The organism is Burkholderia sp. AU32262, from assembly GCF_020419985.1.
GTDB lineage: Bacteria > Pseudomonadota > Gammaproteobacteria > Burkholderiales > Burkholderiaceae > Burkholderia > Burkholderia semiarida.
This window is the reverse complement of record NZ_JAIZRS010000010.1, coordinates 37,248-63,807: the sequence shown is the minus strand read 5'-3', so window position 1 is coordinate 63,807 and position 26,560 is coordinate 37,248. Positions and strand designations below refer to the sequence as shown.

26 protein-coding genes and 1 pseudogene are annotated in these 26,560 nt (G+C 67.3%); 16 read left to right on the top strand and 11 right to left on the bottom strand.

What is annotated here, in order from left to right; all coding sequences use genetic code 11:
- Positions 1 to 23 precede the first annotated feature (23 nt).
- Positions 24 to 917, bottom strand: coding sequence for a LysR family transcriptional regulator (locus LGN10_RS14255; RefSeq protein WP_196755121.1), 894 nt, complete (start codon positions 915 to 917; stop codon positions 24 to 26).
- A 71-nt stretch (positions 918 to 988) separates the two neighbouring features.
- Here LGN10_RS14255 and LGN10_RS14250 point away from each other — a divergent pair, with 71 nt between their 5' ends.
- The 3 genes from LGN10_RS14250 to LGN10_RS14240 all read left to right on the top strand — a co-directional run bounded on the left by LGN10_RS14250 (position 989) and on the right by LGN10_RS14240 (position 3,676).
- The gene (locus tag LGN10_RS14250) at positions 989 to 2,128 is read left to right on the top strand and encodes an NAD(P)H-quinone oxidoreductase (RefSeq protein ID WP_226224022.1); all 1,140 of its coding nucleotides are present in this window, start codon (positions 989 to 991) and stop codon (positions 2,126 to 2,128) included.
- Between the two features lie 138 nt (positions 2,129 to 2,266).
- Positions 2,267 to 3,250 carry a LysR family transcriptional regulator gene (locus LGN10_RS14245; RefSeq protein ID WP_059574772.1) on the top strand — a complete coding sequence of 328 codons (984 nt, stop codon included), beginning with the start codon at positions 2,267 to 2,269 and terminating at the stop codon, positions 3,248 to 3,250.
- Positions 3,251 to 3,298: 48 nt separating this feature from the next.
- Entirely contained in the window at positions 3,299 to 3,676 is a 378-nt protein-coding gene (locus LGN10_RS14240) for a BON domain-containing protein (RefSeq protein ID WP_099318171.1), read from the top strand.
- Between the two features lie 127 nt (positions 3,677 to 3,803).
- On the opposite strand, the gene LGN10_RS14235 is transcribed toward LGN10_RS14240, so the two are convergent.
- Positions 3,804 to 3,959, bottom strand: coding sequence for a DUF3309 family protein (locus tag LGN10_RS14235; RefSeq protein WP_006483086.1), 156 nt, complete (start codon positions 3,957 to 3,959; stop codon positions 3,804 to 3,806).
- 204 nt (positions 3,960 to 4,163) lie between these two features.
- Between LGN10_RS14235 and LGN10_RS14230 the strand changes: the two genes are divergently transcribed.
- From LGN10_RS14230 to LGN10_RS14205, 6 genes are all read left to right on the top strand, one after another.
- On the top strand, positions 4,164 to 4,838 hold the full coding sequence (locus LGN10_RS14230) for a histidine phosphatase family protein (RefSeq protein WP_059574768.1): 675 nt from the start codon (positions 4,164 to 4,166) through the stop codon (positions 4,836 to 4,838).
- Between the two features lie 19 nt (positions 4,839 to 4,857).
- Positions 4,858 to 5,889 (top strand): phosphotransferase, encoded by a 1,032-nt coding sequence (locus LGN10_RS14225; RefSeq protein WP_060314680.1) that lies wholly within the window; start codon positions 4,858 to 4,860, stop codon positions 5,887 to 5,889.
- A gap of 79 nt (positions 5,890 to 5,968) precedes the next feature.
- Complete coding sequence (locus LGN10_RS14220; RefSeq protein WP_226093831.1) at positions 5,969 to 6,733, top strand: SDR family oxidoreductase; 765 nt, start codon at positions 5,969 to 5,971, stop codon at positions 6,731 to 6,733.
- A gap of 7 nt (positions 6,734 to 6,740) precedes the next feature.
- Entirely contained in the window at positions 6,741 to 7,499 is a 759-nt protein-coding gene (locus LGN10_RS14215; RefSeq protein ID WP_226224021.1) for an SDR family NAD(P)-dependent oxidoreductase, read from the top strand.
- A 40-nt stretch (positions 7,500 to 7,539) separates the two neighbouring features.
- Positions 7,540 to 8,784, top strand: a complete 1,245-nt coding sequence (locus tag LGN10_RS14210; RefSeq protein WP_226224020.1) for an acyl-CoA dehydrogenase family protein — start codon at positions 7,540 to 7,542, stop codon at positions 8,782 to 8,784.
- Positions 8,785 to 8,845: 61 nt separating this feature from the next.
- The gene (locus LGN10_RS14205; RefSeq protein WP_226224019.1) at positions 8,846 to 9,751 is read left to right on the top strand and encodes a LysR family transcriptional regulator; all 906 of its coding nucleotides are present in this window, start codon (positions 8,846 to 8,848) and stop codon (positions 9,749 to 9,751) included.
- 35 nt (positions 9,752 to 9,786) lie between these two features.
- On the opposite strand, the gene LGN10_RS14200 is transcribed toward LGN10_RS14205, so the two are convergent.
- Together LGN10_RS14200 and LGN10_RS14195 are read right to left on the bottom strand one after the other, a co-directional pair.
- Complete coding sequence (locus LGN10_RS14200; protein WP_226224018.1) at positions 9,787 to 10,914, bottom strand: J domain-containing protein; 1,128 nt, start codon at positions 10,912 to 10,914, stop codon at positions 9,787 to 9,789.
- A 134-nt stretch (positions 10,915 to 11,048) separates the two neighbouring features.
- On the bottom strand, positions 11,049 to 13,433 hold the full coding sequence (locus LGN10_RS14195; RefSeq protein WP_226224017.1) for a DNA polymerase II: 2,385 nt from the start codon (positions 13,431 to 13,433) through the stop codon (positions 11,049 to 11,051).
- A gap of 140 nt (positions 13,434 to 13,573) precedes the next feature.
- On the opposite strand from LGN10_RS14195, the gene LGN10_RS14190 reads away from it, so the two are divergent.
- A complete protein-coding gene (locus tag LGN10_RS14190) occupies positions 13,574 to 14,158 on the top strand; it encodes a TetR/AcrR family transcriptional regulator (protein ID WP_226224016.1) in 585 nt (194 codons plus the stop codon).
- A gap of 90 nt (positions 14,159 to 14,248) precedes the next feature.
- Positions 14,249 to 14,989: a 3-oxoacyl-ACP reductase family protein gene (locus LGN10_RS14185; protein ID WP_181035496.1), complete on the top strand. Its 741-nt coding sequence runs from the start codon at positions 14,249 to 14,251 to the stop codon at positions 14,987 to 14,989.
- A gap of 83 nt (positions 14,990 to 15,072) precedes the next feature.
- Here the strand turns inward: LGN10_RS14185 and kdgT are convergent, their stop codons facing one another.
- Positions 15,073 to 16,083, bottom strand: a complete 1,011-nt coding sequence (gene kdgT, locus LGN10_RS14180; protein ID WP_226224015.1) for a 2-keto-3-deoxygluconate transporter — start codon at positions 16,081 to 16,083, stop codon at positions 15,073 to 15,075.
- Positions 16,084 to 16,292: 209 nt separating this feature from the next.
- On the opposite strand from kdgT, the gene LGN10_RS14175 reads away from it, so the two are divergent.
- Positions 16,293 to 16,664, top strand: coding sequence for a hypothetical protein (locus LGN10_RS14175; protein ID WP_395129715.1), 372 nt, complete (start codon positions 16,293 to 16,295; stop codon positions 16,662 to 16,664).
- A gap of 18 nt (positions 16,665 to 16,682) precedes the next feature.
- Here the strand turns inward: LGN10_RS14175 and LGN10_RS14170 are convergent, their stop codons facing one another.
- Entirely contained in the window at positions 16,683 to 18,287 is a 1,605-nt protein-coding gene (locus tag LGN10_RS14170) for an EAL domain-containing protein (RefSeq protein WP_226224013.1), read from the bottom strand.
- Between the two features lie 425 nt (positions 18,288 to 18,712).
- Between LGN10_RS14170 and LGN10_RS14165 the strand changes: the two genes are divergently transcribed.
- Positions 18,713 to 19,009: a hypothetical protein gene (locus LGN10_RS14165; protein ID WP_059574748.1), complete on the top strand. Its 297-nt coding sequence runs from the start codon at positions 18,713 to 18,715 to the stop codon at positions 19,007 to 19,009.
- A 22-nt stretch (positions 19,010 to 19,031) separates the two neighbouring features.
- Here LGN10_RS14165 and LGN10_RS14160 read toward each other — a convergent pair whose 3' ends face one another.
- Positions 19,032 to 19,337 (bottom strand): hypothetical protein, encoded by a 306-nt coding sequence (locus LGN10_RS14160; RefSeq protein ID WP_226224011.1) that lies wholly within the window; start codon positions 19,335 to 19,337, stop codon positions 19,032 to 19,034.
- A gap of 290 nt (positions 19,338 to 19,627) precedes the next feature.
- On the opposite strand from LGN10_RS14160, the gene LGN10_RS14155 reads away from it, so the two are divergent.
- Positions 19,628 to 20,164 (top strand): YcxB family protein, encoded by a 537-nt coding sequence (locus LGN10_RS14155; protein WP_104013203.1) that lies wholly within the window; start codon positions 19,628 to 19,630, stop codon positions 20,162 to 20,164.
- Between the two features lie 89 nt (positions 20,165 to 20,253).
- On the opposite strand, the pseudogene LGN10_RS14150 reads toward LGN10_RS14155, so the two are convergent.
- The 3 genes and pseudogenes from LGN10_RS14150 to LGN10_RS14140 all read right to left on the bottom strand — a co-directional run bounded on the left by LGN10_RS14150 (position 20,254) and on the right by LGN10_RS14140 (position 24,169).
- Positions 20,254 to 21,872: pseudogene (locus LGN10_RS14150) on the bottom strand (histidine-type phosphatase).
- A 179-nt stretch (positions 21,873 to 22,051) separates the two neighbouring features.
- Positions 22,052 to 22,486: a phosphatase gene (locus tag LGN10_RS14145; protein ID WP_226224009.1), complete on the bottom strand. Its 435-nt coding sequence runs from the start codon at positions 22,484 to 22,486 to the stop codon at positions 22,052 to 22,054.
- A gap of 324 nt (positions 22,487 to 22,810) precedes the next feature.
- Complete coding sequence (locus tag LGN10_RS14140) at positions 22,811 to 24,169, bottom strand: NAD(P)/FAD-dependent oxidoreductase (RefSeq protein WP_226224007.1); 1,359 nt, start codon at positions 24,167 to 24,169, stop codon at positions 22,811 to 22,813.
- A gap of 100 nt (positions 24,170 to 24,269) precedes the next feature.
- Between LGN10_RS14140 and LGN10_RS14135 the strand changes: the two genes are divergently transcribed.
- The gene (locus tag LGN10_RS14135; protein ID WP_059574736.1) at positions 24,270 to 25,223 is read left to right on the top strand and encodes a LysR family transcriptional regulator; all 954 of its coding nucleotides are present in this window, start codon (positions 24,270 to 24,272) and stop codon (positions 25,221 to 25,223) included.
- 20 nt (positions 25,224 to 25,243) lie between these two features.
- On the opposite strand, the gene LGN10_RS14130 is transcribed toward LGN10_RS14135, so the two are convergent.
- A complete protein-coding gene (locus LGN10_RS14130; protein WP_059645220.1) occupies positions 25,244 to 25,438 on the bottom strand; it encodes a hypothetical protein in 195 nt (64 codons plus the stop codon).
- Positions 25,439 to 25,632: 194 nt separating this feature from the next.
- Between LGN10_RS14130 and LGN10_RS14125 the strand changes: the two genes are divergently transcribed.
- Positions 25,633 to 26,535 carry an AraC family transcriptional regulator gene (locus LGN10_RS14125; RefSeq protein WP_226224005.1) on the top strand — a complete coding sequence of 301 codons (903 nt, stop codon included), beginning with the start codon at positions 25,633 to 25,635 and terminating at the stop codon, positions 26,533 to 26,535.
- The last annotated feature ends 25 nt before the right edge of the window (positions 26,536 to 26,560 follow it).

Sequence of the window (26,560 nt, the reverse complement as noted above, 5' to 3'; positions counted from 1 at the left end):
CGGCTGACGCGGCGCCGCCCGCGTCAGCCGTGCGCGGCGAACGCGGCCACGATCTCGTCGATCGCCGCGCGGATCCGTGCGGTGTGGCGCAGGTCGCGGTGCGTGACGAGCCAGACCTCGTACGGCGACTCCCGCACGCGGTCCGGCCAGATGCGTGCGAGCCCGTCGCGCTCCCCCATGTGGACGGGAATCTCGCCGACGCCGAGGCCCGCGCGCAGCGCCGCGCGCAGCATCAGGTTCGAGTTCGTGCGCGTGACGATGCGCCCGCCGTCGATCGGTTCGCCGGCGAGGGTGGGCTTGCGGCTGGCCTCGACGTACGGCTGGTAGACGGCGAGGTCGTGGCCCGCGAACGCGCGGCCGCGCTCGGGCTCGCCGTGCCGGTGCAGATAGTCGGGCGACGCGAACAGGCCCATGTCCCAGCGTGCGAGACGGCGCGCGACCAGATCGGGGTTCTCGGGCCGCACCGTGCGGATCGCGATATCGGCTTCGCGTTTCGCGAGATTCAGGATGTGGGTCGACGTGTTCAGCGCGACGGAGACGTCGGGATGTTTCGCGTGCAGCCGCGCGATCGACGGCATCACGAACTCGATCGCGAGCGCGTCGGTCGTCGTGATCTTCACCTCGCCGGCGAGCCGCCGGTCGACGCCCTGCGTCAGCCGCACCAGCTCGTGCGCGTGCTGCTCCATCGCCTCGGCGGCGCGCAGCGCCAGTTCGCCGACCGGCGTGGGCAGATAGCCTTTCGACGAGCGCAGGAACAGCGTCGCGCCGAGCATGTGCTCGAGCGTCGCGAGCCGCCGCCCGACCGTCGCCTGATCGACGCCGAGCGTGCGCGCCGCGCGGCGCAGCGTGCGCTCGCGATGGATCGCAAGAAAGACGCGCGCGTCGTCCCAGTTCATCGTGTGTCCCGACTGATGCATTTTTGCATTCCCCGACCGGTAATTCGCTGCGTGCCCGCACGCGGCATCGCCCATAGACTGGCTTCACTTACATGGCGATGCCGCGATTCGGGGATGGCCCGCGAATCGGCCGTGCATCGACGAACGTTGAGGATCATATCGTGACTGATGACGCGAACGCCCTTCCCACCCACATGACGGCGATCGAAATCGTGCGTCCCGGCGGCCCCGACGTGCTCGTGCCCGCGACCCGCGCCGTACCGGCGCCTGGCCCCGGCGACGTGCTGATCCGGATTCACGCGGCCGGCGTCAACGGCCCCGACGTATTCCAGCGCAAGGGGCTGTACGATCCGCCGCCTGGCGCGTCCGACATTCCCGGCCTCGAGATCGCCGGCGAGGTCGTCGCGATCGGGCGCGACGTCACGCGGTTCGCCGTCGGCGATCATGTCTGCGCGCTGATTCCCGGCGGCGGCTACGCGGAGTACGCGGTGGCGAACGAGAGCAACACGCTCGCGATTCCCGACGGCCTCGGGATGGCCGAGGCGGCGGCGCTGCCGGAAACCTTCATGACGGTGTGGCTGAATCTGTTTCAGCGCGGCGGGTTCAAAGCCGGCGAAAGCGTGCTGATCCACGGCGGCGCGTCGGGCATCGGCACGACGGCGACGATGCTGGCGAAGGCGTTCGGCGCATCGGCGATCGTCACGACCGTCGGGTCGGACGCGCAGCGCGACGCGAGCATGCGGCTCGGCGCGGATCTCGCGATCGACTATCGCAGCGAGGATTTCGTCGATGCGGTCGCGCGCTTCACGGGCGGCAAGGGTGTCGACGTGGTCGTCGACATCATCGCGGGCGACTACGTCGCGCGTAATTTCGCGGCGGCCGCGATGAACGGGCGCATCGTGCAGATCGGCGTGATCAATGGCCCCGCGAAGGAGCTCGACCTGTTTCCGATGCTGACGAAGCGGCTCACGCACATCGGCTCGACGCTGCGCTCGCGCACCTACGCGGAGAAGGCGCAGATCATTCGCGAGCTCGAGGAGGCCGTGTGGCCGCTGATCCGGCAAGGCACGGTCAAGCCGCAGGTCTATCGGCTGTTCGATCTGCGCGACGCGCGCGCGGCGCACGAGCTGATGGATTCGGGGCGGCATATCGGCAAGATCGTGCTGGCGACGCCGGCCGCGGATCGTTCGATTCGGGCGGCCGTCGATGCAAACGCCAAGCATTCCACATGATCGGCCGACGCTTCAGCCCCCCGGTCGGGGGGCTGAAGCCGCGGCGCGGATGGCCCGACAATCGACGACATCGAATGCGCCGCCGCGCTCCGCCGGCGCGTCGCATGGATGCAGCACCGGACCGGACGATCAATCGAAATGGACATGCTCGAAAACATGCGGACATTCGTGCGCGTCGTGCAGGCCGGCAGCTTCACCGCCGTCGCGAAACAGGCCGATATGGCGACCGCGCAGGTGTCGCGGGCCGTCGCGAGCCTGGAGGCGTATGCGCAGATTCGGCTGCTGAACCGGACTACCCGAAAAATCGCGCTGACCGACAGCGGGCGCCGCTATTTCGAGCGCCTGCAATCGATCCTGGGCGAGGTCGACCAGGCGAATGCCGAGGCCCGGAACGCGCTGATCCGTCCGTACGGACGCTTGCGCGTGCATACGATGCCGGGGCTCGGACAGAGCCACGTGACCGCGTCGGCGGTCGCCTATCGGGCGCGCTTCCCCGAAGTCGCCATCGAGATGACTTATTCGCAACGGATGCCCAATCTCGTCGAGGAAGGCTACGACGTCTCGGTCGTGACGGCCGCGAGCCTGCCCGACTCCGCCTGCATCGCGCATTCATGCGGCACGTCCTTCAGCGTGCTGGTCGCGTCGCCGGCCTATCTCGCCCGCTACGGCGCGCCGTCCGTGCCCGCCGACCTGGCGCGCCATACCTGCCTGCGCCTCGACACGCCGGCGGAAGCGAACGACGAATGGCTGCTGCACGGCCCCGGCGGCCAGACCGCGTCGCATGCGGTAACGGCCGCGCCGTTTCACGCGAATGCGCCGGAAGCGCTGTCGATCGCGCTGTGTGCGGGACTCGGCATCGGCTCGCTCGCGATCTATTCGGCGATCGACGACCTGCGCAGCGGGCGGCTCGTGCGCGTGCTGCCGGACTACCGGCTGACGATGCTCGACGTGTACGCGATGTATGCGTCGCGCCGCTTCGTGGACGCGAAGGTCCGCACTTTCATCGACCATCTGCGTGCGACGTTGTCGCCCGCGCTGAAAGCCGACGTGCGTGCGCTTGACGCGCTCACGGCGCCGCACGGGCGCGACCGCGCCCGTGGGTTGTCCGGTGTCACGGCCTGACGGCCGGCCCATTCGTCGTACCCGTTCGTTCCTGTCCAGGAGAATCCGATGAAGTCCCGTTTTGCAATCGTCGTTGCAGGTTTCGTTGCGTTGTCGCCGCTGGCCGGTCATGCGCAGTCCGCCACGGCCGCCGCACCCGCCGAGCAGGCGGCGTCGGCGCCCGCGTCGCCACGCGCGGCAAAGAAGGCCGAACGCGCGGCCGACCGTGCATTCGCGAAGAAGGTTCGCCAGGCGATCGTCAGAGCGCCCGGCGTCGGCCATGCGCAAGTCACCGTGTTCGCGAACGCGAAGACGGGCGACGTGACGCTGGCCGGGCAGATCACCGACGAGTCCCAGGATCGGGCCGCAGTGGATGCGGCCCGCCGGGTACCGGGCGTGACGTCGGTGAAGAGCAGGCTCCAGTTGCGTCTGGAGGGCGGCCAGTAACGGGCCGCGTCGACGGCATCGGGTGCATGTCTTCGCGGGCTTCGTCGTGTAAAGAATCCACGGCGAAGGCTGCGGAAGGCACGCACCCGTGCCGGCTGTGACGCGTCCCCTCGCCGGTGCCGGAGCGTCAGATCCGACCGAGCAGCACCAGTATCACGACAATGACGACGATCAGCCCGACGGTCCCCGATGGCCAGTAGCCCCAGCTTCGGCTATGCGGCCATGCAGGAAATGCTCCGATGAGCAGCAGAATCAGAACGATGATGAGGATCGTACCGAGCATCGCATCCCTCCTGGATTTATTCGACACGGTGTGGGCTGACGCAATTCGCGTGCCGCGACGCGGTGGCCGACGAAAGCGGGCGCGAGGGCGTCGTTTGGATGCTCGGTATTCACACGATGAATACGCGGTGATTCAGAAAATAAATTTCAAAAATGCCCGCCCGGTCGCTATGCTGGGCCTTCGGTTTTCCCTCAGGCGAGCGCAATGGCTGAACTCTTTCTGGTACGGCACGGGCAGGCGTCGTTCGGCACCGACGACTACGACCGGCTTTCCGCGGCGGGCGACCAGCAGGGCGCCTGGCTCGGCGAATACTTCGCGCGGCAGGGCCTGACGTTCGACCGCGTGATCTGCGGCACGATGAACCGTCATGCGCAGACGGTCGCCGCGATCCTGCGCGGGATGGGCCGCGAAGGCGTCGCGGTCGACCGCCATCCGGGCCTGAACGAATACGATTTCCACGGCCTGTTCGCGGCAGCCGCCAGCGACTACCCGGAGATCGCGCGGCTCGCGGCCGGCTCGATGAAGGAGCACTTTCGCGCGCTGCGGCAGGTGCTGCAACTGTGGACCGAGGACAAGCTAGGCGATGCGGCGCCCGAAACCTGGGCTCATTTCCAGCAGCGCGTGGCCGCCGCGCGCGCGGCGATCCGCGCAGGCGGCGGCCGGCGCGTGCTGGCGGTGAGCTCCGGCGGCCCGATCGCGGTGACCGTGCAGCAGGTGCTCGCGGCGCCGCCGTCGAGCGCGATCGCGCTGAACTTGCAGATCCGCAACAGCAGTCTTTCGCAGTTTTTCTTCAACGCCGACGCGTTCCACCTCGCGTCGTTCAACGGTATCCCGCATCTGGAGGATCCCGAACGACACGCGTTGCGCACCTACGGCTGACCCACGAACGATCGCGACGATGACGAACCCTTCCCAGCAACTCGACGTAGCCCGCCTCACGCGCTATCTGGAAACGCACGTGCCGGGCTTCGAAGGCCCGGTCGACACGGAGAAGTTTGCCGGCGGCCAGTCGAATCCGACTTTCCTGCTGAGCGCGAAGAGCGGCCGCTACGTGCTGCGCCGCCAGCCGCCGGGCGAACTGCTGAAATCCGCGCACGCGGTCGACCGCGAATTCCGCGTGCTCACCGCGCTGTCGGGCACCGCGGTGCCGGTCGCGCGTCCGTATCACCTGTGCGAAGACCGCGACGTGATCGGCAGCCTGTTCTACGTGATGAGTTTCGAGGATGGCCGGATCTTCTGGGATCCCGCGCTGCCGGAACTGCCGAAGGCCGAGCGCGCGACCTGCTACGACGCGCTCTTGCAGACGATGGCCGCGCTGCACGACGTCGACGTCGACGCGGTGGGCCTCGCCGATTACGGCCGCCCCGGCAACTACTTCGAGCGGCAGATCGGCGTGTGGACGAAGCAGTATCGGGCGGCCGAAACGGGGCGCCTCGACGCGATGGAGACGCTGATCGACTGGCTGCCGAAAGCGTGCCCCGAGGACACGGGCCGGCCGGCGCTCGTGCACGGCGATTTCCGGATCGACAACCTGATGTTCGCGCGCGACGGCTATCGCGTGCAGGCCGTGCTCGACTGGGAGCTGTCGACGCTCGGCAACCCGCTCGCCGATCTCGCGTATTTCTGCATGTGCCTGCGGCTGCCGTCCGGCGGGCAGGTGCGCGGGCTCGCGGGCCAGGATCGCGCGGCGCTCGGGATTCCCGACGAAGCGGCGATCGTCGCGCGCTACTGCGAACTGCGCGGCATCGCGCCGATCCGCGACTGGCATTTCTACCTCGCCTTCAGTTTCTTCCGGCTCGCGGCGATCGCGCAGGGCGTGAAGGCGCGCGCGCTGCAGGGCAACGCATCGAGCGAGCAGGCGCTGCGCGTGGGCGAAATGGCCGGCCGGCTCGCCGAGCTGGCCGTCGGCGTGATCGACGCGCATCGCTGAGCTCGCCTGCGAAGCGTCGCGATTGCGACGCTCGTCGAGCGGCGACACGACAACACAATCAATGGAGGAGCACAGCAACATGGCAACGAACCTGTTCGACCTGACGGGCAAGATCGCACTGGTGACGGGCGCGAGCCGCGGCATCGGCGAGGAAATCGCGAAGCTGCTCGCGGAGCAAGGCGCGCACGTGATCGTGTCGAGCCGCAAGCTCGACGACTGCCAGGCGGTTGCGGACGCAATCATCGCGGCGGGCGGTCGCGCCGAAGCGCTGGCGTGCCACGTCGGGCGGCTGGAGGACATCGCCGCGACGTTCGAGCACATCCGCGGCAAGCACGGCCGCCTCGACATCCTCGTGAACAACGCAGCCGCGAACCCGTATTTCGGGCACATCCTCGATACCGATCTCGCCGCGTACGAGAAGACCGTCGACGTGAACATCCGCGGCTACTTCTTCATGTCGGTCGAAGCCGGCAAGCTGATGAAGACGCACGGCGGCGGCGCGATCGTCAACACAGCGTCGGTGAATGCGTTGCAGCCGGGCGACCGGCAAGGCATCTACTCGATCACGAAGGCGGCCGTCGTCAACATGACGAAGGCGTTCGCGAAGGAATGCGGGCCGCTCGGCATCCGCGTGAATGCGCTGCTGCCGGGGCTCACGAAGACGAAGTTCGCGGGCGCGCTGTTCGCCGACAAGGACATCTACGAGACCTGGAAGGCGAAGATTCCGCTGCGCCGCCACGCGGAGCCGCGCGAAATGGCCGGCACCGTGCTGTATCTCGTGTCGGATGCGGCGAGCTATACGAACGGCGAATGCATCGTCGTCGACGGCGGCCTGACGATCTGAGCGCGCGATGAAACTCGACAGCTACGCGGGCCAGGCCGTGATGATCACCGGCGCCGCGAGCGGCTTCGGCGCGCTGCTCGCGAGCGAACTCGCCGCGATGGGCGCGCGGCTCGCGCTCGGCGACCTGAACGGCGAAGCGCTCGAACGCGTGGCCGCGCCGCTGCACGCGGGCGGCGCCGACGTGATCGCGCAGCGCTGCGACGTGCGCATCGAAGCTGACGTCGCAGCGCTCGTGCATGAAGCCGTCGCGCGCTTCGGGCGGCTCGACGTCGGCATCAACAACGCGGGCATCGCACCGCCGATGAAGGCGCTGATCGACACCGACGAAGCCGACCTCGACCTGAGCTTCGCGGTGAATGCGAAGGGCGTGTTCTTCGGGATGAAGCACCAGATTCGCCAGATGCTCGCGCAGCGCGAAGGCGTGATCCTGAACGTCGCGTCGATGGCCGGCCTCGGTGGCGCGCCGAAGCTGGCCGCGTACGCGGCGTCGAAACATGCGGTGGTCGGGCTCACGAAGACGGCCGCGCTCGAATACGCGCGCCACGGCATCCGCGTGAACGCGGTGTGTCCGTTCTATAGCACGACGCCGATGGTCACGGACAGCGACATCGGCGAGCGCCAGGATTTCCTCGCGCAGGGCTCGCCGATGAAGCGGCTCGGCCGGCCCGACGAAATCGTCGCGACGATGCTGACGCTGTGCGCGAAGGAAAACACGTATCTGACCGGGCAGGCCGTCGCCGTCGACGGCGGCGTCTCGGCCTTCTGAACCGAACGAACGGAAACACGAAAATCTCGAGGAGTCGATCATGGACTTTGGCTACACCCCGAAAGTGGAAGCACTGCGCGAACGCGTGCGCGCCTTCATGGATGCGCACATCGTGCCGCGTATCCGCCAGTGGAACGACGAAGTGCACGCGGGCCAGTATCCGGTGTCGTTCATGGAGGAGCTGAAGGAGCGCGCGAAAGCGGAGGGGCTGTGGAACCTGTTCCTGCCGCATCTGAAGGATGATGAGCCCGGCACGGGCCTGACGAACCTCGAATACGCGCCGCTCGCCGAGATCATGGGGCGCGTGAGCTGGGCGTCGGAAGTGTTCAACTGCAACGCGCCGGATACCGGCAACATGGAGCTGCTGCACATGTTCGCGACGCCCGAGCAGCGCGAACAGTGGCTGCTGCCGCTGCTGCGCGGGGAAATCCGTTCGGCGTTCGCGATGACGGAGCCCGACGTCGCGTCGTCGGATGCGACCAACATCACGACCCGCATCGAGCGCGTGGGCGACGACTACGTGATCAACGGCCGCAAGTGGTTCATCACGAACGCCGCGCATCCGAACTGCAAGATCTTCATCGTGATGGGCAAGACCGATCCCGACGCGGAATCGCACCAGCAGCAGAGCATGATCCTCGTGCCGCGCGACACGCCGGGCGTGACGGTCGTGCGCAACATCACGGTGGTCAATCACTACGCACCCGAAGGGCACTGCGAGATCACGTTCGACAACGTCCGCGTGCCGGCGCGCAACCTGCTCGGCGAGGAAGGCAGCGGCTTCGCGCTTGCGCAGGCGCGCCTCGGGCCGGGCCGTATCCACCACTGCATGCGCTCGATCGGCGCGGCCGAGCTGGCGCTGGAGCTGATGGTCGACCGCGCGCAGTCGCGCGTCGCGTTCGGCAAGCCGCTGAACCGGCACGGCACCGTCGGCGAATGGATCGCGCGTTCGCGCATCGAGATCGACCAGGCGCGCCTGCTGGTGCTGAAGGCCGCGTGGATGATCGACAAGGTCGGCGCGAAGGTCGCGCGCAAGGAAATTTCGATGATCAAGGCGCTCGTGCCGACCGTCTACACGGACGTGTGCGACCGCGCGATGCAGGTGTTCGGCGCGGCCGGGCTGAGCCCCGATACGCCGCTGGCCGACCTGTGGACCTGGGGCCGCGCGCTGCGCTTCGCCGACGGTCCGGACGAGGTGCACCTGCAGGCGATCGCGCGGATGGAGATCAAGGACGGCGAACCCGGTTCGACCGCGCCGTATCTGACGCCGCCGCCGCGCGGGTGAGCGGCGCGACGTGGACGAACGAATGGCGCCCGCCGTAAGATCTCGGCAAGGAGATTCGGCGATGCGTCTTTCGAAGATTGATCTGAACCTGTTCGTCGTATTCGAGGCGATCTACAACAAGCGCAACCTGACGCGCGCGGCCGAGGTGCTGAACCTCACGCAGCCGGCCGTCAGCAACGCGCTGGCGCGGCTGCGCAAGACGCTGAACGATCCGCTGTTCGTCAGCACGCCGGCCGGGATGATGCCGACGCCGATGGCCGAGAACATCGTCGGTCGCGTGCGCGAGGCGCTGCAACTGCTCGATTCGAGCGCGCACGAAGGCGACGTGTTCGATCCGGCCTCGTCCGAGCGCGTGTTCCGGCTCAGCATGAGCGACCTGACCGAAGCGCTGCTGCTGCCGGCGCTCGGCGAGCTGCTGCAGGCGCATGCGCCCGGCATGCACGTGCGCAGCTATACGATGGACCGCCGCGAAGTCGCGACCGCGCTCGCGAACGGCTCGGTCGACATCGCGATCGACGCGCCGCTGATCGGCGATCCGCATCTGCACCAGGCGTTGCTCGTGCAGGACCGCTACGCGTGCATGATCCGCGACGATCATCCGTTCAAGGGCGACACGCTGACCATGGACGACTACCTGTCGATGGGGCACATCCACGTGTCGAGCCGCCGCAAGGGCAGCGGGCACGTCGACGCGGAACTGACGCGGCTCGGGCTGCGCCGCAACATCCAGATGCGCGTGCAGCACTACATGGTCGCGCCGCTGATCGCGATGCGCGGCGATCTCGCGTTGACGGCGCCGTTGCGGCTCTTGCAACGCTATCCGGCGCGGATTCTCGAACTGCCGTTCGAGATGCCGCGGCTCGACTACTTCTGCTACTGGCATCGCAGCGCCGATCAGGATCAGGGGAGCCGGTGGCTGCGCGAGCAGTTGATGGCGCTGATGGGTGGGATGGGCGAGGGGCGGTGACGCGTGTCGCGCGTTCGCCGATACCTCAGTGCCGCTCAATACGAATCGTCGTCGAAGCGCGACGATGCCGGCCGGCGCTTCATGTCCTTCAACCGGCCCCGGACCTGTTCCGGATCCTCGAACTCGCGCAGCGCGACGCTCAGGTCCTGGTTGCTCCGCTGCATGCCGGCAATGTCGCGCGCGAGCATGCGCAGCACGGTATCGGGCGCGACCTTGGTGGACGACGCGATGCCGTAGGTCCGCCGGAAGTCGTTCTCGACGTGCACGATCTCCTGATCGAGCTCACGCAGTTGTTCCTCGAGGATACCGTTGTAGCGCGTGAGTCGCGCTTCGCCGAGGCCGTCGATCGCACGTCGGTCGATCTGTTCGATCTCCAGCTGCAACTCGAGCAGTTGCAGCAGGTTGCCCTTCTCGTATGCGCGGTTGACCCGCTGCATCAGCACGGTCTTGCGTTGCTGCTTCTGCGGATCGGTTTCGCGATCGGGATGCAGCGCGCTCGCGAGCTTGCGATAGATCTCGCGGATCGACTTGCTCGACTCGGCCCGCTCGGCTTCGATCCGGGCCTGCGCGGCCGATTGCTTCGGTGCTTTCTTGCGCTTCGCGCGCTGGGCCTCGCGGGCAGCGTGAGCGGCCATGTCGCGCTCGAACTGCGCGTCGAGTTCGGCCTGCATGCGTTCCGCGAGTTCGTCGGGCGACAGCGCGTCGAGATCGTCCAGCGGTTGCGATTGCGGTTCGGCTTCCCGTGCCGGTTCCGCCGGCTCGGGATCGGCCGCGGCGGCGCCGACGTTTCCGGACGCGGCATGCCGGTTGTAGATGATCTTGAGCGCCGGGTCGTCGCTCACGTTCAGCAAATCATTCGCCATGTCGGCGATCAACTCGGACAGCATGCGCTGCTCGGCCTTGCTCAGGCCCTTCTGCAGAAACGCGTCGTCGAGCAGATGAATCAGCCGGATGCGCAGCGCCGTCGCTTCCTGTTCGAGCGGCAACAGCCCGTCCACGAACTTCTTCTGGAATGCCGGCATCACGGCTTCCCACGCGCCGAGCCGCTCGCGCCGCTTTTCGATCTGCTTGACGAGCGTATTGAACGTTTGCTGGGCTTTCGACAGGCTGGCTGTCTCGTGGCCGGGCGCGATGGCGACCGCGGCACCGCGACGTGCGGTCATGATGAGTGTCCTCCGGCCGCGGCGGGACGCGCGGCAGGCCGGTATTTTAGCCGGATGCCTGCGGGGCGGCGCGCAATGGGCGCTTCCCGGCGGGCCGCCGCGGCGTTCTCGTGTTCGCGCCGGATCGTGGGCCGTCAATCGCCGAACAACTGCCCCTGCCCCGAGATCACGCGTTCGAAATCGTCGCGCAGGAACGGCAGGATCGCATCGGCGACGGGCTGAAGCTGGCGGCTCAGGTAGAACGCGTAGTCGATCGGCGAGCGCATCGTCTCGAGCGGCTCGGGGCCGGCCGTCGTCATCACGTAGCTGATCCACCCGCCGCGCTGATACTGCAGCGGCCGGCCCCGCGCATGATTGAACTCGTCGGCGATGCGCGCCGCGCGCACGTGCGGCGGCACGTTGCGCTCGTATTCGCGCAGCGGCCGGCGCACGCGCTTGCGGTAGACGAGCTGATCGTCGAATTCGCCGGCCAGCGTGCGCCGCACGTAGTCGCGAATGAAATCCTGATACGGCTCGCGCCTGAACACGCGCCGGTACAGCTCGCGCTGGAATTGCTGCGCGAGCGGCGTCCAGTCGGTGCGCACCGTTTCGAGCCCCTTGAACACGAGGTCCTCGCCGCCGTCGGCGGTCGCCGCGAGCCCCGCATAGCGCTTCTTGCTGCCTTCTTCCGCGCCGCGCACGGTCGGCATCAGGAAGCGGCGGTAATGCCGTTCGTATTGCAGTTCCAGCGCGCTGTCGAGCCCGAACTGCTCGCGCAGGTGGGTATGCCACCAGCGATTCACGTGTTCGACCAGCGCGCGGCCCTTCGCGCCGGCTTCGTCGTCGTCGTGCGCGCGGCCGAGCCATACGAACGTCGAATCGGTATCGCCGTAAATTACTTCGTATCCCTGGCCTTCGATCAGTTTGCGCGTGCGATGCATGATCTCGTGGCCGCGCATCGTGATCGACGACGCGAGGCGCGGGTCGAAGAAGCGGCAACCCGTCGAGCCGAGCACGCCGTAAAACGAATTCATGATGATCTTCAGCGCCTGCGACAGCGGCGCGTTGCGCTGCCGCTTCGCGTCGTCGCGGCCTTCCCACACGCGGCGCACGATGTCGGGCAGGCAGTGCGCGGTGCGCGAGAAACGCGCCCCGAGAAAACCGGGCACCGATGCGTCGTCGCCGGGATGCGCGAGCCCTTCGATCAGGCCGACGGGATCGATCAGGAACGTGCGGATGATCGACGGATAGAGGCTCTTGTAGTCGAACACGAGCACCGAGTCGTACAGCCCGGGCCGCGAATCCATCACGAAGCCGCCGGGGCTGTTCTGCCCCGTCACGTCGCCGAGGTTCGGCGCGACATAGCCGAGCCGGTGCATGCGCGGCAGGTACAGGTGCGTGAACGCCGCGACCGAGCCGCCGGTGCGATCGGCAGCCAGCCCCGTGACGCTCGCGCGTTCCAGCGCGAAGGACAGCAGGTCGGCCTTGTCGAAGATGCGCGTGACGAGCTCGCAATCCTTCAGGTTGTAGCGCGCGAGCGCGGGCTTGTCGTGATCGAAGCGGCGCTGGATCTCGTCCATCCGCTGGTACGGGTTGTCGATCGACTTGCCTTCGCCGAGCAGCGCTTGCGACACGTATTCGAGGCTGAAGGACGGGAAGGTCCACGTCGCGGATTTCAGCATGTCGATGCCGTCGAGGATCAGCCGGCCGGCCGCGCCCGCGAAGAAGTGGTCGGGCTGCTGGCCGTGCGCGCGCCAGTCGAGCACGCTGCCGCCGCGCCCGAGCTTCAGCGGGATGCCGTACTGCTCGGAATGGGCATGCAGGATGCGCAGGTCGAACTGCACGAGGTTCCAGCCGATCACCGCATCGGGATCGTGCTCGTCGAACCAGTCGTTCAGCCGCGCAAGCATCGCGGGCCGGCTGTCGCAGTAGTCGAGGTCGAAGTCCAGGGGGCCTGCGTCGCTGCTTGCATCGCCGTTCGGCGGGCCGAGCATGTAGACCTGGCGCTGCCCGCAGCCTTCGAGCGCGATCGAGTACAGCTCGCCGTGGATGCTGGTTTCGATGTCGAGCGACACGCAGCGCAGCGTGGGGCGGTAACCGGTCGCGGGCTTCAGCTCGCCGTCGGTCAGCGTGCCATCGCGGCCGGGCTGGCCGCGAAACGCCACGCACGCGGTGATGAAGCGCTCCATCGCATAGCGGTCGGGCGGCTGCACGTCGGCTTCGTACACATCGACGCCGGCGGCGGCCAGACGCTTCTGCAGCCCCGACAGATGGCGGTAGCGCTTGCAATAGAGGCCGACGACCGGGCGCTGCCGGAAATCGCGCAGCGCGAGCGGGCGCAGCTCGGCGTCGCGCTCGCCGGCCAGCGTGCGTTCCGCGAGCGCCTGCTGCTCGGCCGGGATGAACGCGACGGCTTCCTGCGGGCGCAACCGCACGCGGCGCGGGCCGTGTCCGGTTGCCAGCCAGAACTCGATCTCGATGCCGGATGCGGTGTCCCGCCAATGGCGGGTAAGGATGAAGCCCTGCTCGAACGCCGTCAAAACGCTTGCTCGTCGTGGATGCCCAGGCGGCGGATTTTAGCGCTTGGGCGGCGGATATGCCGACGTCACCGCGGACAAAAAAAGGGGCGGAGCGACGTCGAATTATTGACTGATGTGTCCATAACGCCTATTCTGCCGCCATGGTGAGACCACGTGAATTCGATCGGGACGAGGTGCTGGAGCGCGCGCTGCGCGTGTTCTGGGAGAAGGGCTACGCCGCGACGTCCACTGACGACCTGCTGAGCGCAATGCAGATCGGCAGGCAGAGCCTCTATAACGCGTTCGGCGACAAGCGCAAGCTGTACGTCGAAGCGCTTGAACGCTATCAGTCGGAGAGTGTGTCGGGCCACATCGCGCGCCTGACGACGCCGGCATCCGCGCTCGCGGGCATCGAGGCGTTGCTGCTCGGCGTGATCGCCGTCAACCCGGCCGAACGTGTGCTCGGTTGCATGGGGGTCAATGCGATCTGCGAATTCGGCGCGGCCGATCCCGAACTGGTCGGCTTGCGTGAGAAGGCCGGTGCGATGCTGCATCGGCAGGTCGTCGCCCGCATCCGTGAAGGGCAGGATGTGGGCGAGATCGCCCCTGCGCTCGATGCGCGCGAGGCCGCGAACTTCGTCCTGACGACGATGTACGGGATCCAGCTCGGTGCGCGCGCCGGTGCGAAGCCGCAGGCGTTGCGCGCCACCGCCGGCTTTGCGGCCGACCGGCTCAGGGCGCACTGATATCGATGCAGGCAGGGCAACGCGCCGGCATGAGAGCCGGCGCTTTTTTGTGGGAAGTTATTGACTGATCAGTCCATTAAGGAGCGAAGCATGACAGGCAATTCCGAGGGTATGCACAAGGCGGCGATCGTGTTTGGCGGCTCGCGTGGGATCGGCGCGGCCATCGCGCGGCGGCTTGCGGCCGACGGCGCGAATGTCGCGTTCACCTATGTCTCGGCGCCGGAGCGCGCGCACGAGACCGCGGCCGCGATCGAGGCGCGCGGGCGAGCCGCGCTGGCGATCCGTGCCGACAGCGCGGATGCGGACGCAATCCGGCAGGCCGTCGCACAAGCAGTCGAACGTTTCGGGCGGCTCGACGTCGTCGTGGTCAACGCGGGCATCCTGAAGCTGGGAGACGTGGCCGACGTGAGCGTCGACGATCTCGACCGGATGCTCGCGGTCAACGTGAGAGGCGTATTCCTGGCCATCCAGGCCGGCGCTGCGCATCTCGCGCGCGGCGGCCGCATCGTCACGATCGGCAGCAATACGGCCGTGCGCAGCGGACATCCGGGTTCGAGCGTCTATTCGATGACGAAGGCCGCGGTGGCCGTGATGGTCAAGGGCATCGCCGTCGATCTCGCACCGCGCGGCATTACGGTCAACAACGTGCAGCCGGGGCCTGTCGAGACCGACATGACGGCCGATCATCTCGACCAGATCCGTCCGTTGATTCCGCTGCAGCGCGCCGGCAGCGGGGACGAGATCGCATCGCTGGTGGCGTGGCTCGCCGGTGCGGAATCGGGCTACATGACGGGTTCGAGCCTGACGATCGACGGCGGGATGGCGCTGTAGCTCGAAGAAGCACGCGAAACCGTTGCGCGACGCGCCGTTGGGTGCGCATTGAATTGGCCGGTTCGAGCGCGAACCGGCCCCGCTCAAACATGCCCCTCATGCTCGATCGCCCCACCATTCCCGACCGGCGCCGCGACCCTCACCGGCACCCCTGCCGCCCGCTTCGCCCACATCGCCGTCAGAATCGGCACGAGAATCGCCGTCACGAGGCACGCGGTCGCGACGATCGCCGTCGCCGCCGGCACCATCGGCTTGAACTTCGGAATCATCTCGCCGATGATCGCCGGGTTCGCGACCGCGGCGCCGGCCGTCGACGACGCGGCCAGCCCGGCCGTCCCGTTACCGCCGCCGATCACCTTGTCCGCCAGCATCAGCGGCACGCCCGTCACGACGATCACCGCGAGCCCGAGCGCGATGCCCGGCAGCCCGCTCTTCGCGATCACGTTCAGGTCGATGCCGTTGCCGAGCGCGAAACCGAAAAACGGGATCAGCGGATGCACGCAGCGCCCGAACAATTCGCGCAACGCCACGTCGAGGTTGCCGAGCGTGAAGCCGATCAGGAACGGCAGCACCGCGCCGACGAAGAGCCGCGTCTCGAACACCGCGACCCCCGCCGCGCCGAGAATCAGCATGCTGACGAGCGGCCCCGATTCGATCGACATCAGCACGAACGCGCCGGCCTCTTCCTTGCTGCCGTACTGCTGCATCACGGCCGCGTAGAGGCCGCCGTTGGTCATGTCCATCGAGGTCGTGATCGCGAGCAGCGACAGGCCCGCGAACAGGCCGGTGCGGATGCCGTCGTCGGGGATGAACCGCGCGGCGATCACCGTCGCGAGCCACGCGACCACGATCTTCGTCGCGAGCAGCGTGCCCGATTTGCGCAGCACGACGCCCGCTGCGCGCAGGTTGATCGTCGCGCCCATGCAGAAGAACCATACGGCGAGGATCGGCACCGTGCCGGCGATCAGGCCGTTGGTGAACGAGCCGAAGTACTTGCCGGCGTTCGGCGCGAACGTATGCACGCACGCGCCGAGCAGCATCGGGACCAGCATGAGCCCGCCCGGAATGCGGTCGATAGCCTGTTTCAGCTTCACGTCTCCTCCGTGGACGTCGATGCGTCCCGTTGTCGAATGATGTCTGTTGACTGACTATAGGACATGTTTCGGCATGGTGGTCCGTTTTTGTGAATGTCGACGGCTGTCGTATCATCCGGAAGCGACGACGGTCGCGCGGGATCGAGCGTGTGCCGGCCGCGAACCGGAAAACCGAAAAAACGAGACGGCGCAACGAACGAATGAAACAGATGAAAATGACGATGCGCATGGGCATCGCGATGCTGGTGCTCGGTGCGGGCCTGGGCGCGAACGGCGCGCACGCAACGAGCACGGCGGACTGCGGGAAGCTCGATGCGGCCACGAGCGGCCCGGACGACAACTTCCGGCCACCGGCGTCCGGCACGGTCGTCGGTACGGGGCGCGCGTATTTCCATTCGGCGCCCGACGCGCGGTGCGTCACGAAGCGGACTTTCATCGTCCCCGGCGATTCGGTGACGGTCTACAAGTCGCACGGGCGCTGGTACGACATCATGTACGTGAACGGCAAGACCGGCGACGACTTCGAAGGATGGGTCGAGCAGGGCCGTGTGCGCGTCGGCGGTCAGTACGGCGCGCAGTAGCCGCCGGCCGCGGCGGCGCTACGCGGTCGCCCATGCGAAATCGCGCTCGAGGTTTTCGGCGCGCAGCGGCCGCTGATACAGGTACCCCTGCGCGTACTGGATCCCGACCGCATGCAGCGCCCGATGCTGCGCCTCCGTCTCCACGCCTTCCGCGATGATCTTCAGGCCGTAGTGATGCGCGACGGCCGCGATTCCCTCGATCAGCCTCGCGCTGCCGCTGTCCAGTTGCGACACGAACTGTCGATCGATCTTCACGTAGTCGAACGGAAAGCGCGACAGCATGTCGAGATTGCTGTGATGCGTGCCGAAATCGTCGATCGCGAACTTCGCGCCTTTCGACCGCAGCGCCTGGAAGATCTCGGTGGTACGCGCGTTCTTCTCGAGCAGGATGCGCTCGGTGACTTCGAGCACCAGCGTGAAGCCGGGCGGCAGCGCGCGAATCGCGTCCTCGACGACGGCCACGAACCGCGCGCGCTCGAGATCCTGCGGCGCGACGTTTACCGCGATGCGCAGCGGCGCGGCCGGCGTCAGCGCGGTCAGTTCGGATACGGCCGTGCGCAGCACGAATTCGGTGATCTTCGGCAACATGGGGCTCGATTCCACCTGCGGGATGAACGCGGCCGGGCTGATGGCCCCCCACTTCGGATGCTGCCAGCGCAACAGCGCCTCGACGCCGACCGTCCTGCGCGTCCGCACGTCGACGATCGGCTGGTACACCACATGGAACTCGTTGCGCCTGAGCGCGTGGCGCACGGCTTTCAGCAGCAGCCGCCGCGGCGCCATCGCGAGCAGGTAGGCGGCCATCACGAGGCTGTCGGCCAGCAGCACGATCGTCGCGCAGATCAGCCGGTAGTGGCGCTGGACCTGTGACGCGTAGCGCGCCGATGCGACGACCGACACCGTGAACGGCCAGCGCCGCGAGGCCATCGTGCTGCCGCCCGCAGCGCCTGCATCCGTTTCCGGCGTGAACGTCCCGTGCTGATCGAGACGCCCCGAGCCCGCGATCGACAGCGTGGCCGTTTCCGCTTCGTTGCCGGCGCCGTGCGCGAGCGCATCGGCCACGTAGTCGCCTTCGATCAGGTACAGGACGCCCGCGCCATGCGCGGTGGCGCGGAACACGGACAGCACCGGAACGCCATGCTGGAACGGCGTCTGACGCAGCAGCGTGACGATCATCGATCCCGGTTCGGGTTCGCGCGCGTACGCGGCGAGCGGCACGTCGATCGAGCCGAGCGCCGACGAGCACGCGACGCGACCGTCGCTCACCAGTGCGACGGCACGCAGATAGCGCAGGCGAGTGCTTACTTCGGCGAGCGTCCGGAACACCGTCGCGCACGGCCGACCGACGAGCGCGGTCAACTCGTCCGCGTGTCGGAGGCGCACGCCGTCCAGAATGCGATCCACGGAAGCCACGATGTCGTTTGCCACGACACGCTCGTGCGCGGTGACGGCATCGCGCGCATAGCGGTCGGCCAGCATGATCGCCAGCACCGGCACGAGCACGCAAATGATCACGGCGACGAAAAAGACGACGCGCGGCCACGCGCCGCTGCGCTGAAAAAGGGGCTTCGAGCCGGGCGTGAGCGCCCACAGTCGTGCGATTGCCTTTGGTGTTGTACGCATGGCGTGGCAAGTCGAACTGGTCGATGCGCGGACGGCGCGCATGCCGCATGCCTGATTCGGGCCATGCGGCTCGCGCGCCGGTTTCGGGACGCCGATCGATTCGGCCGTCGCGACGGCATCGGGTGAGCCTGTCGCGATCGGCCATTCATCTGGCAGCATTGCTCAATAACATGCGCGCATCAAGCATGTATATCGACGCAGCGTACCGAAAAAAGCCCCGGCCGCACAGTGTGTGCGGCCGGGACAAAAGACACCGTCTCTTGGCACGAGGATGGTGCGCGACCAGTATAAGATGCGGCGCGCCATTACGAAATATTATTGTCTAAAAATTGGCGCGGCTTTGTGATTGTGTCTCAAAAAGAAACATTTCAATGTGACGCCGTGGCCGGCAGTCTGCCGCCAGCGCGTCAAACCGGAGCGTTGTGATGGAAGAAAATGCCGCACCCACGGTCGTCGTGACCGATGGCGCCGCCGTGGCGGACGGCGGTTCGCTGTGGATCCGGATTTCTGTGGACGGAGAGACCCGCGACTATTCGCTCGATCGCGCACTCGCGTCGCGCGGTACGCCGAGCTACGACAGCATCCGCGGCGCGCACGGCGTGCTGTCGAACGACGAACGACGCGAATTGCGGCGGTTGCTGGCGCGCATCGCCGACCCAGCGATGTGGCGCGGCATCGTCGGCACGTTCATCGAGGTGCTGGAGCGGCCCGACGAGCCATGAACGAGGCGGGGCCGGCCGGGATTCAGAAATCGTTGCGCATCTTGTGGAGCAGGCCGCTCGGTGACTGATGCGTGTCCACGGCGGTGAGAACGTCGGTCAGGAACCACGGCAGGTTCAGCTGCGTGTCGGAATCGCCGACGCAGACGCGGATCGGCGGCGCGCTGGAGAGAGAACGGGCGCCTTGTGCGGCATCCCGCGACGGTACGCAATTCTTCGCGTATGCGTGAGCCGAAGCCGGCGCGACGGCTCCGGAGGGCGTACCGGCGATGGCCGACAGGCTGATGGCGGCAAACAGGGTCAGGGCAGCGGCGAGGGCGACGCGTTTCATGGGGATTCTCCGACGATGCTCGTTCGACCGTGCGAGCCGATGCGAGTTCGCCCCGACAGGATCGCTCAGCCGCCCGCGCCGGCCGCCGGCTGCGCCACTGCCGCGGCGACGCCCCGCGTGGACGTCATTTCATGCAGGTATATTGTCGCCGTGCATCGACCGGCCGGCGATATCGCGCGGCTTCGTTTGCACGTTACCGTGCGCGTGCACTGCCGGCCATCTGGATCGCGCAGCCCGCGGTGAAGCATCCACAGCAAATCCAACAACCAGAGAACATTCCGAGCCCGCCCATGCCCACGAGCGATACCGAAGTCGTTTTTCAAATAACCGCGGATGATCTCGTCCACGCATACCGCCTGAATCTTTGGCGCAGGTACAACGGGAAAGCCCTGCTCAAGTCGTTTGCGACTCTTGCGATCGTGTACGTCGTGCTGCTGGTCGGCGGTGTCCGGGTAGCAAGCGGACATTTTCCGGAATGGCGCCATGTCTGGATGGCCGCGGGAATCGCGGCTGTCGTGGCGATCGGCGTGCCCGTTCTGAATCACCTGATCATGCCGCGCGCAGGCCGCAAGATTTACGACCAGCAAAGGGCGCTTCATCAGCGTTACACGGTCATTTTCGAAGGTGACCGCTTCGTGGTCGAAACGCCGACTTCGCGCGACGAAATTCACTATGCGGATCTCATTCACTGGAGCGAGGATCGTCAGATGATCCTGCTTTATCAGTCATCGGTGATGTTCCGCGTGGTACCGAAGCGCGTGCTGGACGATGGACAACTGGCATTCCTGCACCAGGCGCTGCTTCGGAACGGCGTGCGCAAGGTCTAGCGGGACGCGGGGCGGGTAGCGAAGTCCGGACGGTCCGCGCCGTCCGGGTCTCAACGTGCGGTTCCGGCCAGAAGTCCCCGCGCATCACATCACTGATAGCCGTAACACTGCTTCAGCCCCGCGTAGTCGTAGAAGTGGCTGCCCGGCGCGATCTTCGCGCCGTCGCACGCGGCCTGGAAATCCGTCTCGCGCTCGTTGTACAGCATCTTCACGATGAGCCGCGACCCGTTGCGATAGACGTCCCACTGCATGTTCGCGGCCATCGGCGATACCTGATCGCCGCGCCACGGGTTGTTCGCATACGTGTACGTCTGCGCCTGAGGCGTCGGCACGAACACGTTCTTCAGGTTCATGATCGACGCGAACGGAATCACGACCTCCGCATGCGTGAAGCGCAGCTTCGCGGCGTGCGTCAGGTCGCCGCGCGCGATCGCGTCGACCTCGGCGAAGCAATCGTCCTGCAGCCCCTTCGCCATCCGGTACGTTACGGGGTTTGCTTCCTGGATGCCGGGGCCCTTCTGGTAGTAGTCCTCGGCATCCTGCAGGTACGCGAGATACTGCGCCTGCTCGGCACCGATGTACTGCTCCATCGTGACGCCGCCGGTTTCAGCGGTCATCGCAGGCGCAACCTGCAGCAGGTTGTACAGCACGTTCACTGCGTCGACGGCCGTCGCGATCTTCGTCTTGCCGTCGCCCTTCAGCGTGTTGGTGAACTTGCCGTCCGTCGACGTGAACGCATAGGTGCCGGTATTCGCGAACGTGTAGCCGTCGGTGCCGAGCTTCGCGATGAAGGCGGGCGACACGAGCGCGGACAGCACCGTTTGCGCAACGTCGGCCGCCTGCGGCGCGGCCTTGATCGCCTTCAGCTTCGCGGCCACCGTCGCGTCGTTTGCATAGGCCTGGTACGCCTGGCTCGCCTGATAGGTCGCGTAGTACGGATCGCTCGCGTCGGTCACGAGATCGGTGGCCGGTTTCAACGCGTGGAAATACAGCAGGAAACGATTGGTGTCGGCCGGCTGCGCGACCGGCGCGCTCGCCGGATAGCCGGACGGCGCGGCCGGCAGCGTGATGGCCGACGCCAGTGCCGGCTGCGCGGCAACGAGCGCCGCCGAGAAATACGTCGAACTGTCGACCGCGCGATCCTGGCCCGAGTTGACGACCACCACCTGCCGGTTGCCGGCGGCGAACAGCGCGGGCAGCCGCTGCGCGAGACGCGCGGCGAGTTGCTGATGTTCGCGGATGCCGGCTTGCGTGAGGTTGCCGTACCCGGGTGTCGAGATGCCCTGCACGCCGTAGCCGAGTAGCGCATTGGCCTTCATCATCGTGTATGTGTCGGCCTTGAGCTGCGCGCCGAGCGCGGTCAGCGCGCCGTCGGCCTCGGCCTTGAGCAGCATCGCGTAGATCGCGCCGTCGTACTTGAAGCCCGACAGCCCGCGCGAGCCGTGACGGGCGACGAGTTCGGTATAGACGGGCGCGTAGCCGGCCGGCGGCGCTTCGTACGTCGCGGCGTCCTGTTGCGGACGGTACGGCGTCTTCGTCTGGTAGTAGGTCGCGGGTGCCGGGCCGGCGTGGGCTGCGGCTGCGGGGCCGGCGCCGTGCCGTTGTTGTCGGCCGACGTGGCAGGCGCTGTCGAGTCATTCCCGCCGCAAGCGGCGAGCAACAGGCAGGCAATCGTGAGGGCGGCGGCGGTGCGGGTCGGGCGTGTCATCGTGGCGGGCAACGGATCGGACGATGCGCATGCGCGTCGTCCGTTTCCGGGGATGTGATCGAACCCCGAAGTGTTGCAAGCGACTTTGACAGCAGAATGTCAGGATGCGGGCGGGCAAGCGCCCGATTGCCGCCGGACCGGCGATGACGGCCGGCCGCGGCCGGCCCGTATGCCGGCGTTCAGTGCAGCCCGGCCGATGCGATCGAGCGCACCGTATCGGTGATGCTCATGCAGCGCGACAGCCCGAAATGCTCGGCCTCGCGGCGTTCCGGCTCGCTGCTCGCGATCCCGACCGCGCGCTCCGGCGGCACGCCGAGCGCTTGCAGCGCGACATCGAACGGATGCTGATTCGATCCGGACTCCTGTTGATTGGCGTCCGTGACGACGACCGAGAAGCGGTCGAGGTTCGCGCGGCCGAACTGGCCTTCGAACATGTCGCTGAGCCGCGCGGCCGGCAGCGTCGTGACGAGACCGAGTCGATAGCCTTCTTCCGATGCCCGGTCGAGCCACTGGATGATCGCGTCGCGCTGGTTGCGCGATTCGCGCGAATCCGGTGTTGCTTCGATCTGCGCGAATGCAGCGTCGAGACGGGTGACGATGGCTTCGATGACCACGATGATTCCTTTTCAGAAACGTGATGATCCGTTCGCCGACGGGAATGCCTCACACCTTAGCGTCGATCCGGAAAACGCGACCAATTAATATTTTTAGCCGACCCATACGATTCGACTAATGAATGGGGCGGCCAGCCAGAGCGGACGCGGGATGCGTGTCGCGCGGCATGTCCCGCCGGAATGGCGTCGTATGGGTGGCCTTCAACACGATGCACCAGCGTGGCGCACATTGCGGACGAATTCCGCATATGCATCGGGAAAAACGGCATATCGGGCGATGGCCACGCGATATGCCGTGTTGCGATGCCGTGTGTGAGTCGCTGCTCAGTGCAACTTGATCGACGGCTGGTGACGGCTTTGCAGCCAGTGGCTCAGCGACTGGAACAGCGCGCGCTTCATGCCCACCACGTTGAACAGGTGCTTGCGATACAGGAACTTGTACAGCCCGATCGCCGCCAGCCCGTCGACGATCAGCGAGCGCGAGCGCACGCCGATGCCCGCCTGGTACACGGCGCCCGCGTGCCCGAGCGACACGACGGTGCCCGCATCGCGGAACGTGAAGCCGGCTACCGGCTTGCCAGCGACGCGGCGCGCGAATGCATTGACCAGATACACGGCCTGCTGGTGCGCGACCTGCGCGCGCGGCGGCAGGAACCCGCCCGCACCGGTCGACGGGCACGCGGCGCAGTCGCCGAACGCGTACACGTGCGGATCGTCGGGCGTCTGCAGCGTGTCGGTCACGATCACCTGGTTCGACCGGTTGAGCGCGATGTCGCCGATGTCCCGCAGCATCGCGGGCCCGGCGACGCCGGCCGCCCAGATCGTGATGTCGCTCGCGAGGCGTTCGCCGGTGGCGGTCGTCACGGCATCCGCGCCGACTTCCGCCACGCGCGTATCGGTCAGCACGTCGACGTTCAGCGCGCGAAGCTGCGCGTGCATCTTGCCGGACAACCGTTCGTCGAGCGCCGGCAGGATGCGCGGGCCGCCTTCGATCAGCCGGATGTGCACGTCGCGCGCGGACACCAGCGCCTTGAAGCGGTACGTCGTCAGTTGCTGGATCGCGTGCCGCAGCGCGGCGGCCAGCTCGACGCCGGTCGCGCCCGCGCCGATCACGTTGATGCAGATCGGCGCCGCGCGCCGCGCGGGCTGCTGCTCGGCCAGATGGTTCGCCTTCGTGCACGCAGCGAGGAACTTGCGGCGGAAATCCTCGGCCTGGTCGAGGTTTTCGAGCGGCAGCGCATGGCGCTCGGCGCCCGGCACGTTGAAGAAATTCGTCACGCTGCCGACCGCCAGCACGAGATCGTCATAGTCGAGCGTCCGCTGCGGCAGGATTTCCGTGCCGTCCGCATCCTGCACGGCCGCGATCGTCGCCGTGCGTGCCGCGCGGTCGACCCGCTGCAGCGCGCCCTGCACGAAGCGAAAGCCGTGGCGCTTCGCCTGCGCCGCGTATTCGATCGTGTGGGAAGCCGGATCGCGATGGCCCGACGCGGCTTCATGCAACAACGGCTTCCAGAAGTGCGTCGGATAGCGGTCGACGAGCACGACTTCGGCTTGCCCGCGGCGTCCGACCGTATCGCCGAGACGCGTGGCGAGCTGCAGGCCGCCGGCGCCGCCGCCGACGATCACGATGCGCGGCAGGCGCGGTGCGCGGTCCGTTGCAAGATTGGGCGTGGTGTTGTCCATGGTGGGCTCCCGCTGAATGACGATTCGCATGACATTGCTCAAGAACCGACGATATAGTTTCGTACCCAGTCGAACAATTTAATGTTTATAAGCGACTCATATGTATTCACTTATAGGAAAGACCGCGACGTTCCGGCAGTTGAAGGCGCTGGACATGATCGCGCGGCTCGGCAGCGTGTCGCGCGCGGCCGAGGAGCTGAACCTGACGCAGCCGGCCGTGTCGCTGCAGGTTCGCCTGCTCGAGGAGGCCGTGGGCGCCGCGTTGCTGCAGCGGGTCGGGCGCGGCGTGCAATTGACCGCGGCCGGCGAGATCGTGGCGCGCTACGCGCGCGAGATCCTGCATCTGTGGAGCGAGGCCGGCGACGAAGTGGCCGCGCTGACGGGCGATCTCGGCGGCACGCTGCGGATCGGCGCGATCACGACGGCCGAATACCTGATCCCGCCGCTGCTCGTCAAGTTCACCGCGACGCGCCCGCACGTGAAGACGTATTTCAAGGTCGGCAACCGCGACGACATCATCCGCATGCTCGCGACGCATGAAATCGATCTCGCGGTGATGGGCAGCGCGCCGAAGGAGCTGCGTACGCACGCGGTCGAATTCGCGAAGCATCCGATGGTGTTCGTCGCGGCGCCCGGCCATCCGCTGATGCAGCGCAAGCGCGTCGCGCTGAAGGATCTCGAATCCGCGCACCTGCTCGTGCGCGAACGCGGCGCGGGCACGCGCTCGACCGTCGAGAGCCTGTTCAAGAACGCGGGCTACCGTTTTCATGTGGGCTCCGAACTGTCGAGCAACGAGGCGATCAAGCAGATGGCCGAAGCGGGGCTCGGCGTCGCGTTCCTGTCGTTGCATGCGTGCGCGCTCGAATTGCGCACGGGGCTGCTCGGGCAACTGCCGTTTCCCGGCAACCCGATCGAACGCGAATGGTATGTGGTGACGCTCGCCGACCGGCGGATCTCGCAGGTGACGGGGCTGTTCCGCGACTTCCTGATCAAGCAGGGCGCGCCGGTGATCGACGGGGCGTCGGCCGCGCCGCACGAGCGGCGGCGCAAGTAGGCGGGGTGTCGACCGGCCGGTCAGACGAGCGCGAAGTCGTCGTTGCTGTCGGGAATCGACGCGAGCAGCCGTTCGAGCCCGTACCAGCCGACCACGCGCAGGCACCACGCGGCGATGGCGGTGCGGCGGTGGCGGGAGCCGGGGGCGGATGAAGCGCGAGCGGTGGAAGGCGAGGGCGCGATGAACGCCGCGCGTAGCGGGCAGTCATGGGGCATGACGGGGCTCCGTAGGTGTCGGATGAGGCGATCGTAGGCTTCGCGGCGCCTGCCGGCGCGCACGCAAGGATCGTCCCGAGCAGAAACGGATGATCTTTTTTCTGCTCGACTCGGCGGCGGCCACGCAGGGCCGGCGCGCCGGCCCGAAACGCGTCACAATGTGCGTTCGGCACCCGATCTGGTGGAGACCCTCAATGAGCGATCCGATTCTTGCCGCGCCGGCGGACAACGGCGTTCCGGTCAGCCTGCGCTCCAGCCGCGGGCGGGGCTGGCGCGGCTTCGGCGCGTCGCTGCTGCAAATCCGTGCCGGCACGTACCGGATTCCGGCGGCCGAGCATCACCGGATCGGCGTGCATATCGGCGCGCCGGTGCGCGCCGACTGCGTGTGCGACGGCGAGCGCGTGTCGCGCATCCAGGCGCACGGCGACGTCGACGTGATTCCGGCCGGCTTGCCCGGCCAGTGGACCGACAGCGCCGACTGCCGGATCCTGCACATCGCGCTCGGCGATACGTTCGTGCGGCGCACGGTCGAACAGCTCGAACTGAAGCCGTCGCACGCGCAGATCCGCCGGCGGCTGCAGGTGCGCGACCCTCGGCTGCAGCACATCGCGTGGGCGATGGCTGCGGAACTCGAAGCGGAAGACACATCGGACCCGCTGTACGCGGAGAGCCTGTGCACAGCGCTCGTCGCGCGGCTGGTCGACGGCCAGCCGGCGTTTCGTGAACGCCGGCGCACGCTGGCGCCAAAGGCGGCGGCGCGCGTGATCGACTATGTCGAGGCGAATCTCGACCGGCGCATGACGCTGGCCGAGCTCGCGGCGCTCGTGTCGATCAGCGTGCCGCATTTCAAGGTGCTGTTCCGCGAAACGCTGGGGATGCCCGTGCACCAGTACGTCGTGCGGCGCCGGGTGGAGCGCGCGAAGGCGCTGCTGCTCGAAGGCCGGCTCGGCATCAGCCAGATCGCGCTGGAAGCCGGCTTTGCGCATCAGAGCCACATGGCGAGCTGGATGAACCGCGTGCTCGGTGCGACGCCGACGGAGATTGCGCGGTCGGGTATGCGGGGTGGGTTGCGGCTGGAGGGCGGGCGAGACGCATAACGCAACAGCGGTACGCGGACGCTGC

What these genes read in the sequence shown, in the direction of transcription:
- LGN10_RS14255 (WP_196755121.1), bottom strand. Translation starts at nt 917, where the DNA reads ATGCATCAGTCGGGACACACGATGAACTGGGACGACGCGCGCGTCTTT.
- LGN10_RS14250 (WP_226224022.1), top strand. Translation starts at nt 989, where the DNA reads ATGGCGATGCCGCGATTCGGGGATGGCCCGCGAATCGGCCGTGCATCG.
- LGN10_RS14245 (WP_059574772.1), top strand. Translation starts at nt 2,267, where the DNA reads ATGGACATGCTCGAAAACATGCGGACATTCGTGCGCGTCGTGCAGGCC.
- LGN10_RS14240 (WP_099318171.1), top strand. Translation starts at nt 3,299, where the DNA reads ATGAAGTCCCGTTTTGCAATCGTCGTTGCAGGTTTCGTTGCGTTGTCG.
- LGN10_RS14235 (WP_006483086.1), bottom strand. Translation starts at nt 3,959, where the DNA reads ATGCTCGGTACGATCCTCATCATCGTTCTGATTCTGCTGCTCATCGGA.
- LGN10_RS14230 (WP_059574768.1), top strand. Translation starts at nt 4,164, where the DNA reads ATGGCTGAACTCTTTCTGGTACGGCACGGGCAGGCGTCGTTCGGCACC.
- LGN10_RS14225 (WP_060314680.1), top strand. Translation starts at nt 4,858, where the DNA reads ATGACGAACCCTTCCCAGCAACTCGACGTAGCCCGCCTCACGCGCTAT.
- LGN10_RS14220 (WP_226093831.1), top strand. Translation starts at nt 5,969, where the DNA reads ATGGCAACGAACCTGTTCGACCTGACGGGCAAGATCGCACTGGTGACG.
- LGN10_RS14215 (WP_226224021.1), top strand. Translation starts at nt 6,741, where the DNA reads ATGAAACTCGACAGCTACGCGGGCCAGGCCGTGATGATCACCGGCGCC.
- LGN10_RS14210 (WP_226224020.1), top strand. Translation starts at nt 7,540, where the DNA reads ATGGACTTTGGCTACACCCCGAAAGTGGAAGCACTGCGCGAACGCGTG.
- LGN10_RS14205 (WP_226224019.1), top strand. Translation starts at nt 8,846, where the DNA reads ATGCGTCTTTCGAAGATTGATCTGAACCTGTTCGTCGTATTCGAGGCG.
- LGN10_RS14200 (WP_226224018.1), bottom strand. Translation starts at nt 10,914, where the DNA reads ATGACCGCACGTCGCGGTGCCGCGGTCGCCATCGCGCCCGGCCACGAG.
- LGN10_RS14190 (WP_226224016.1), top strand. Translation starts at nt 13,574, where the DNA reads ATGGTGAGACCACGTGAATTCGATCGGGACGAGGTGCTGGAGCGCGCG.
- LGN10_RS14185 (WP_181035496.1), top strand. Translation starts at nt 14,249, where the DNA reads ATGACAGGCAATTCCGAGGGTATGCACAAGGCGGCGATCGTGTTTGGC.
- LGN10_RS14175 (WP_395129715.1), top strand. Translation starts at nt 16,293, where the DNA reads ATGAAAATGACGATGCGCATGGGCATCGCGATGCTGGTGCTCGGTGCG.
- LGN10_RS14170 (WP_226224013.1), bottom strand. Translation starts at nt 18,287, where the DNA reads ATGCGTACAACACCAAAGGCAATCGCACGACTGTGGGCGCTCACGCCC.
- LGN10_RS14165 (WP_059574748.1), top strand. Translation starts at nt 18,713, where the DNA reads ATGGAAGAAAATGCCGCACCCACGGTCGTCGTGACCGATGGCGCCGCC.
- LGN10_RS14160 (WP_226224011.1), bottom strand. Translation starts at nt 19,337, where the DNA reads ATGAAACGCGTCGCCCTCGCCGCTGCCCTGACCCTGTTTGCCGCCATC.
- LGN10_RS14155 (WP_104013203.1), top strand. Translation starts at nt 19,628, where the DNA reads ATGCCCACGAGCGATACCGAAGTCGTTTTTCAAATAACCGCGGATGAT.
- LGN10_RS14140 (WP_226224007.1), bottom strand. Translation starts at nt 24,169, where the DNA reads ATGGACAACACCACGCCCAATCTTGCAACGGACCGCGCACCGCGCCTG.
- LGN10_RS14135 (WP_059574736.1), top strand. Translation starts at nt 24,270, where the DNA reads ATGTATTCACTTATAGGAAAGACCGCGACGTTCCGGCAGTTGAAGGCG.
- LGN10_RS14130 (WP_059645220.1), bottom strand. Translation starts at nt 25,438, where the DNA reads ATGCCCCATGACTGCCCGCTACGCGCGGCGTTCATCGCGCCCTCGCCT.
- LGN10_RS14125 (WP_226224005.1), top strand. Translation starts at nt 25,633, where the DNA reads ATGAGCGATCCGATTCTTGCCGCGCCGGCGGACAACGGCGTTCCGGTC.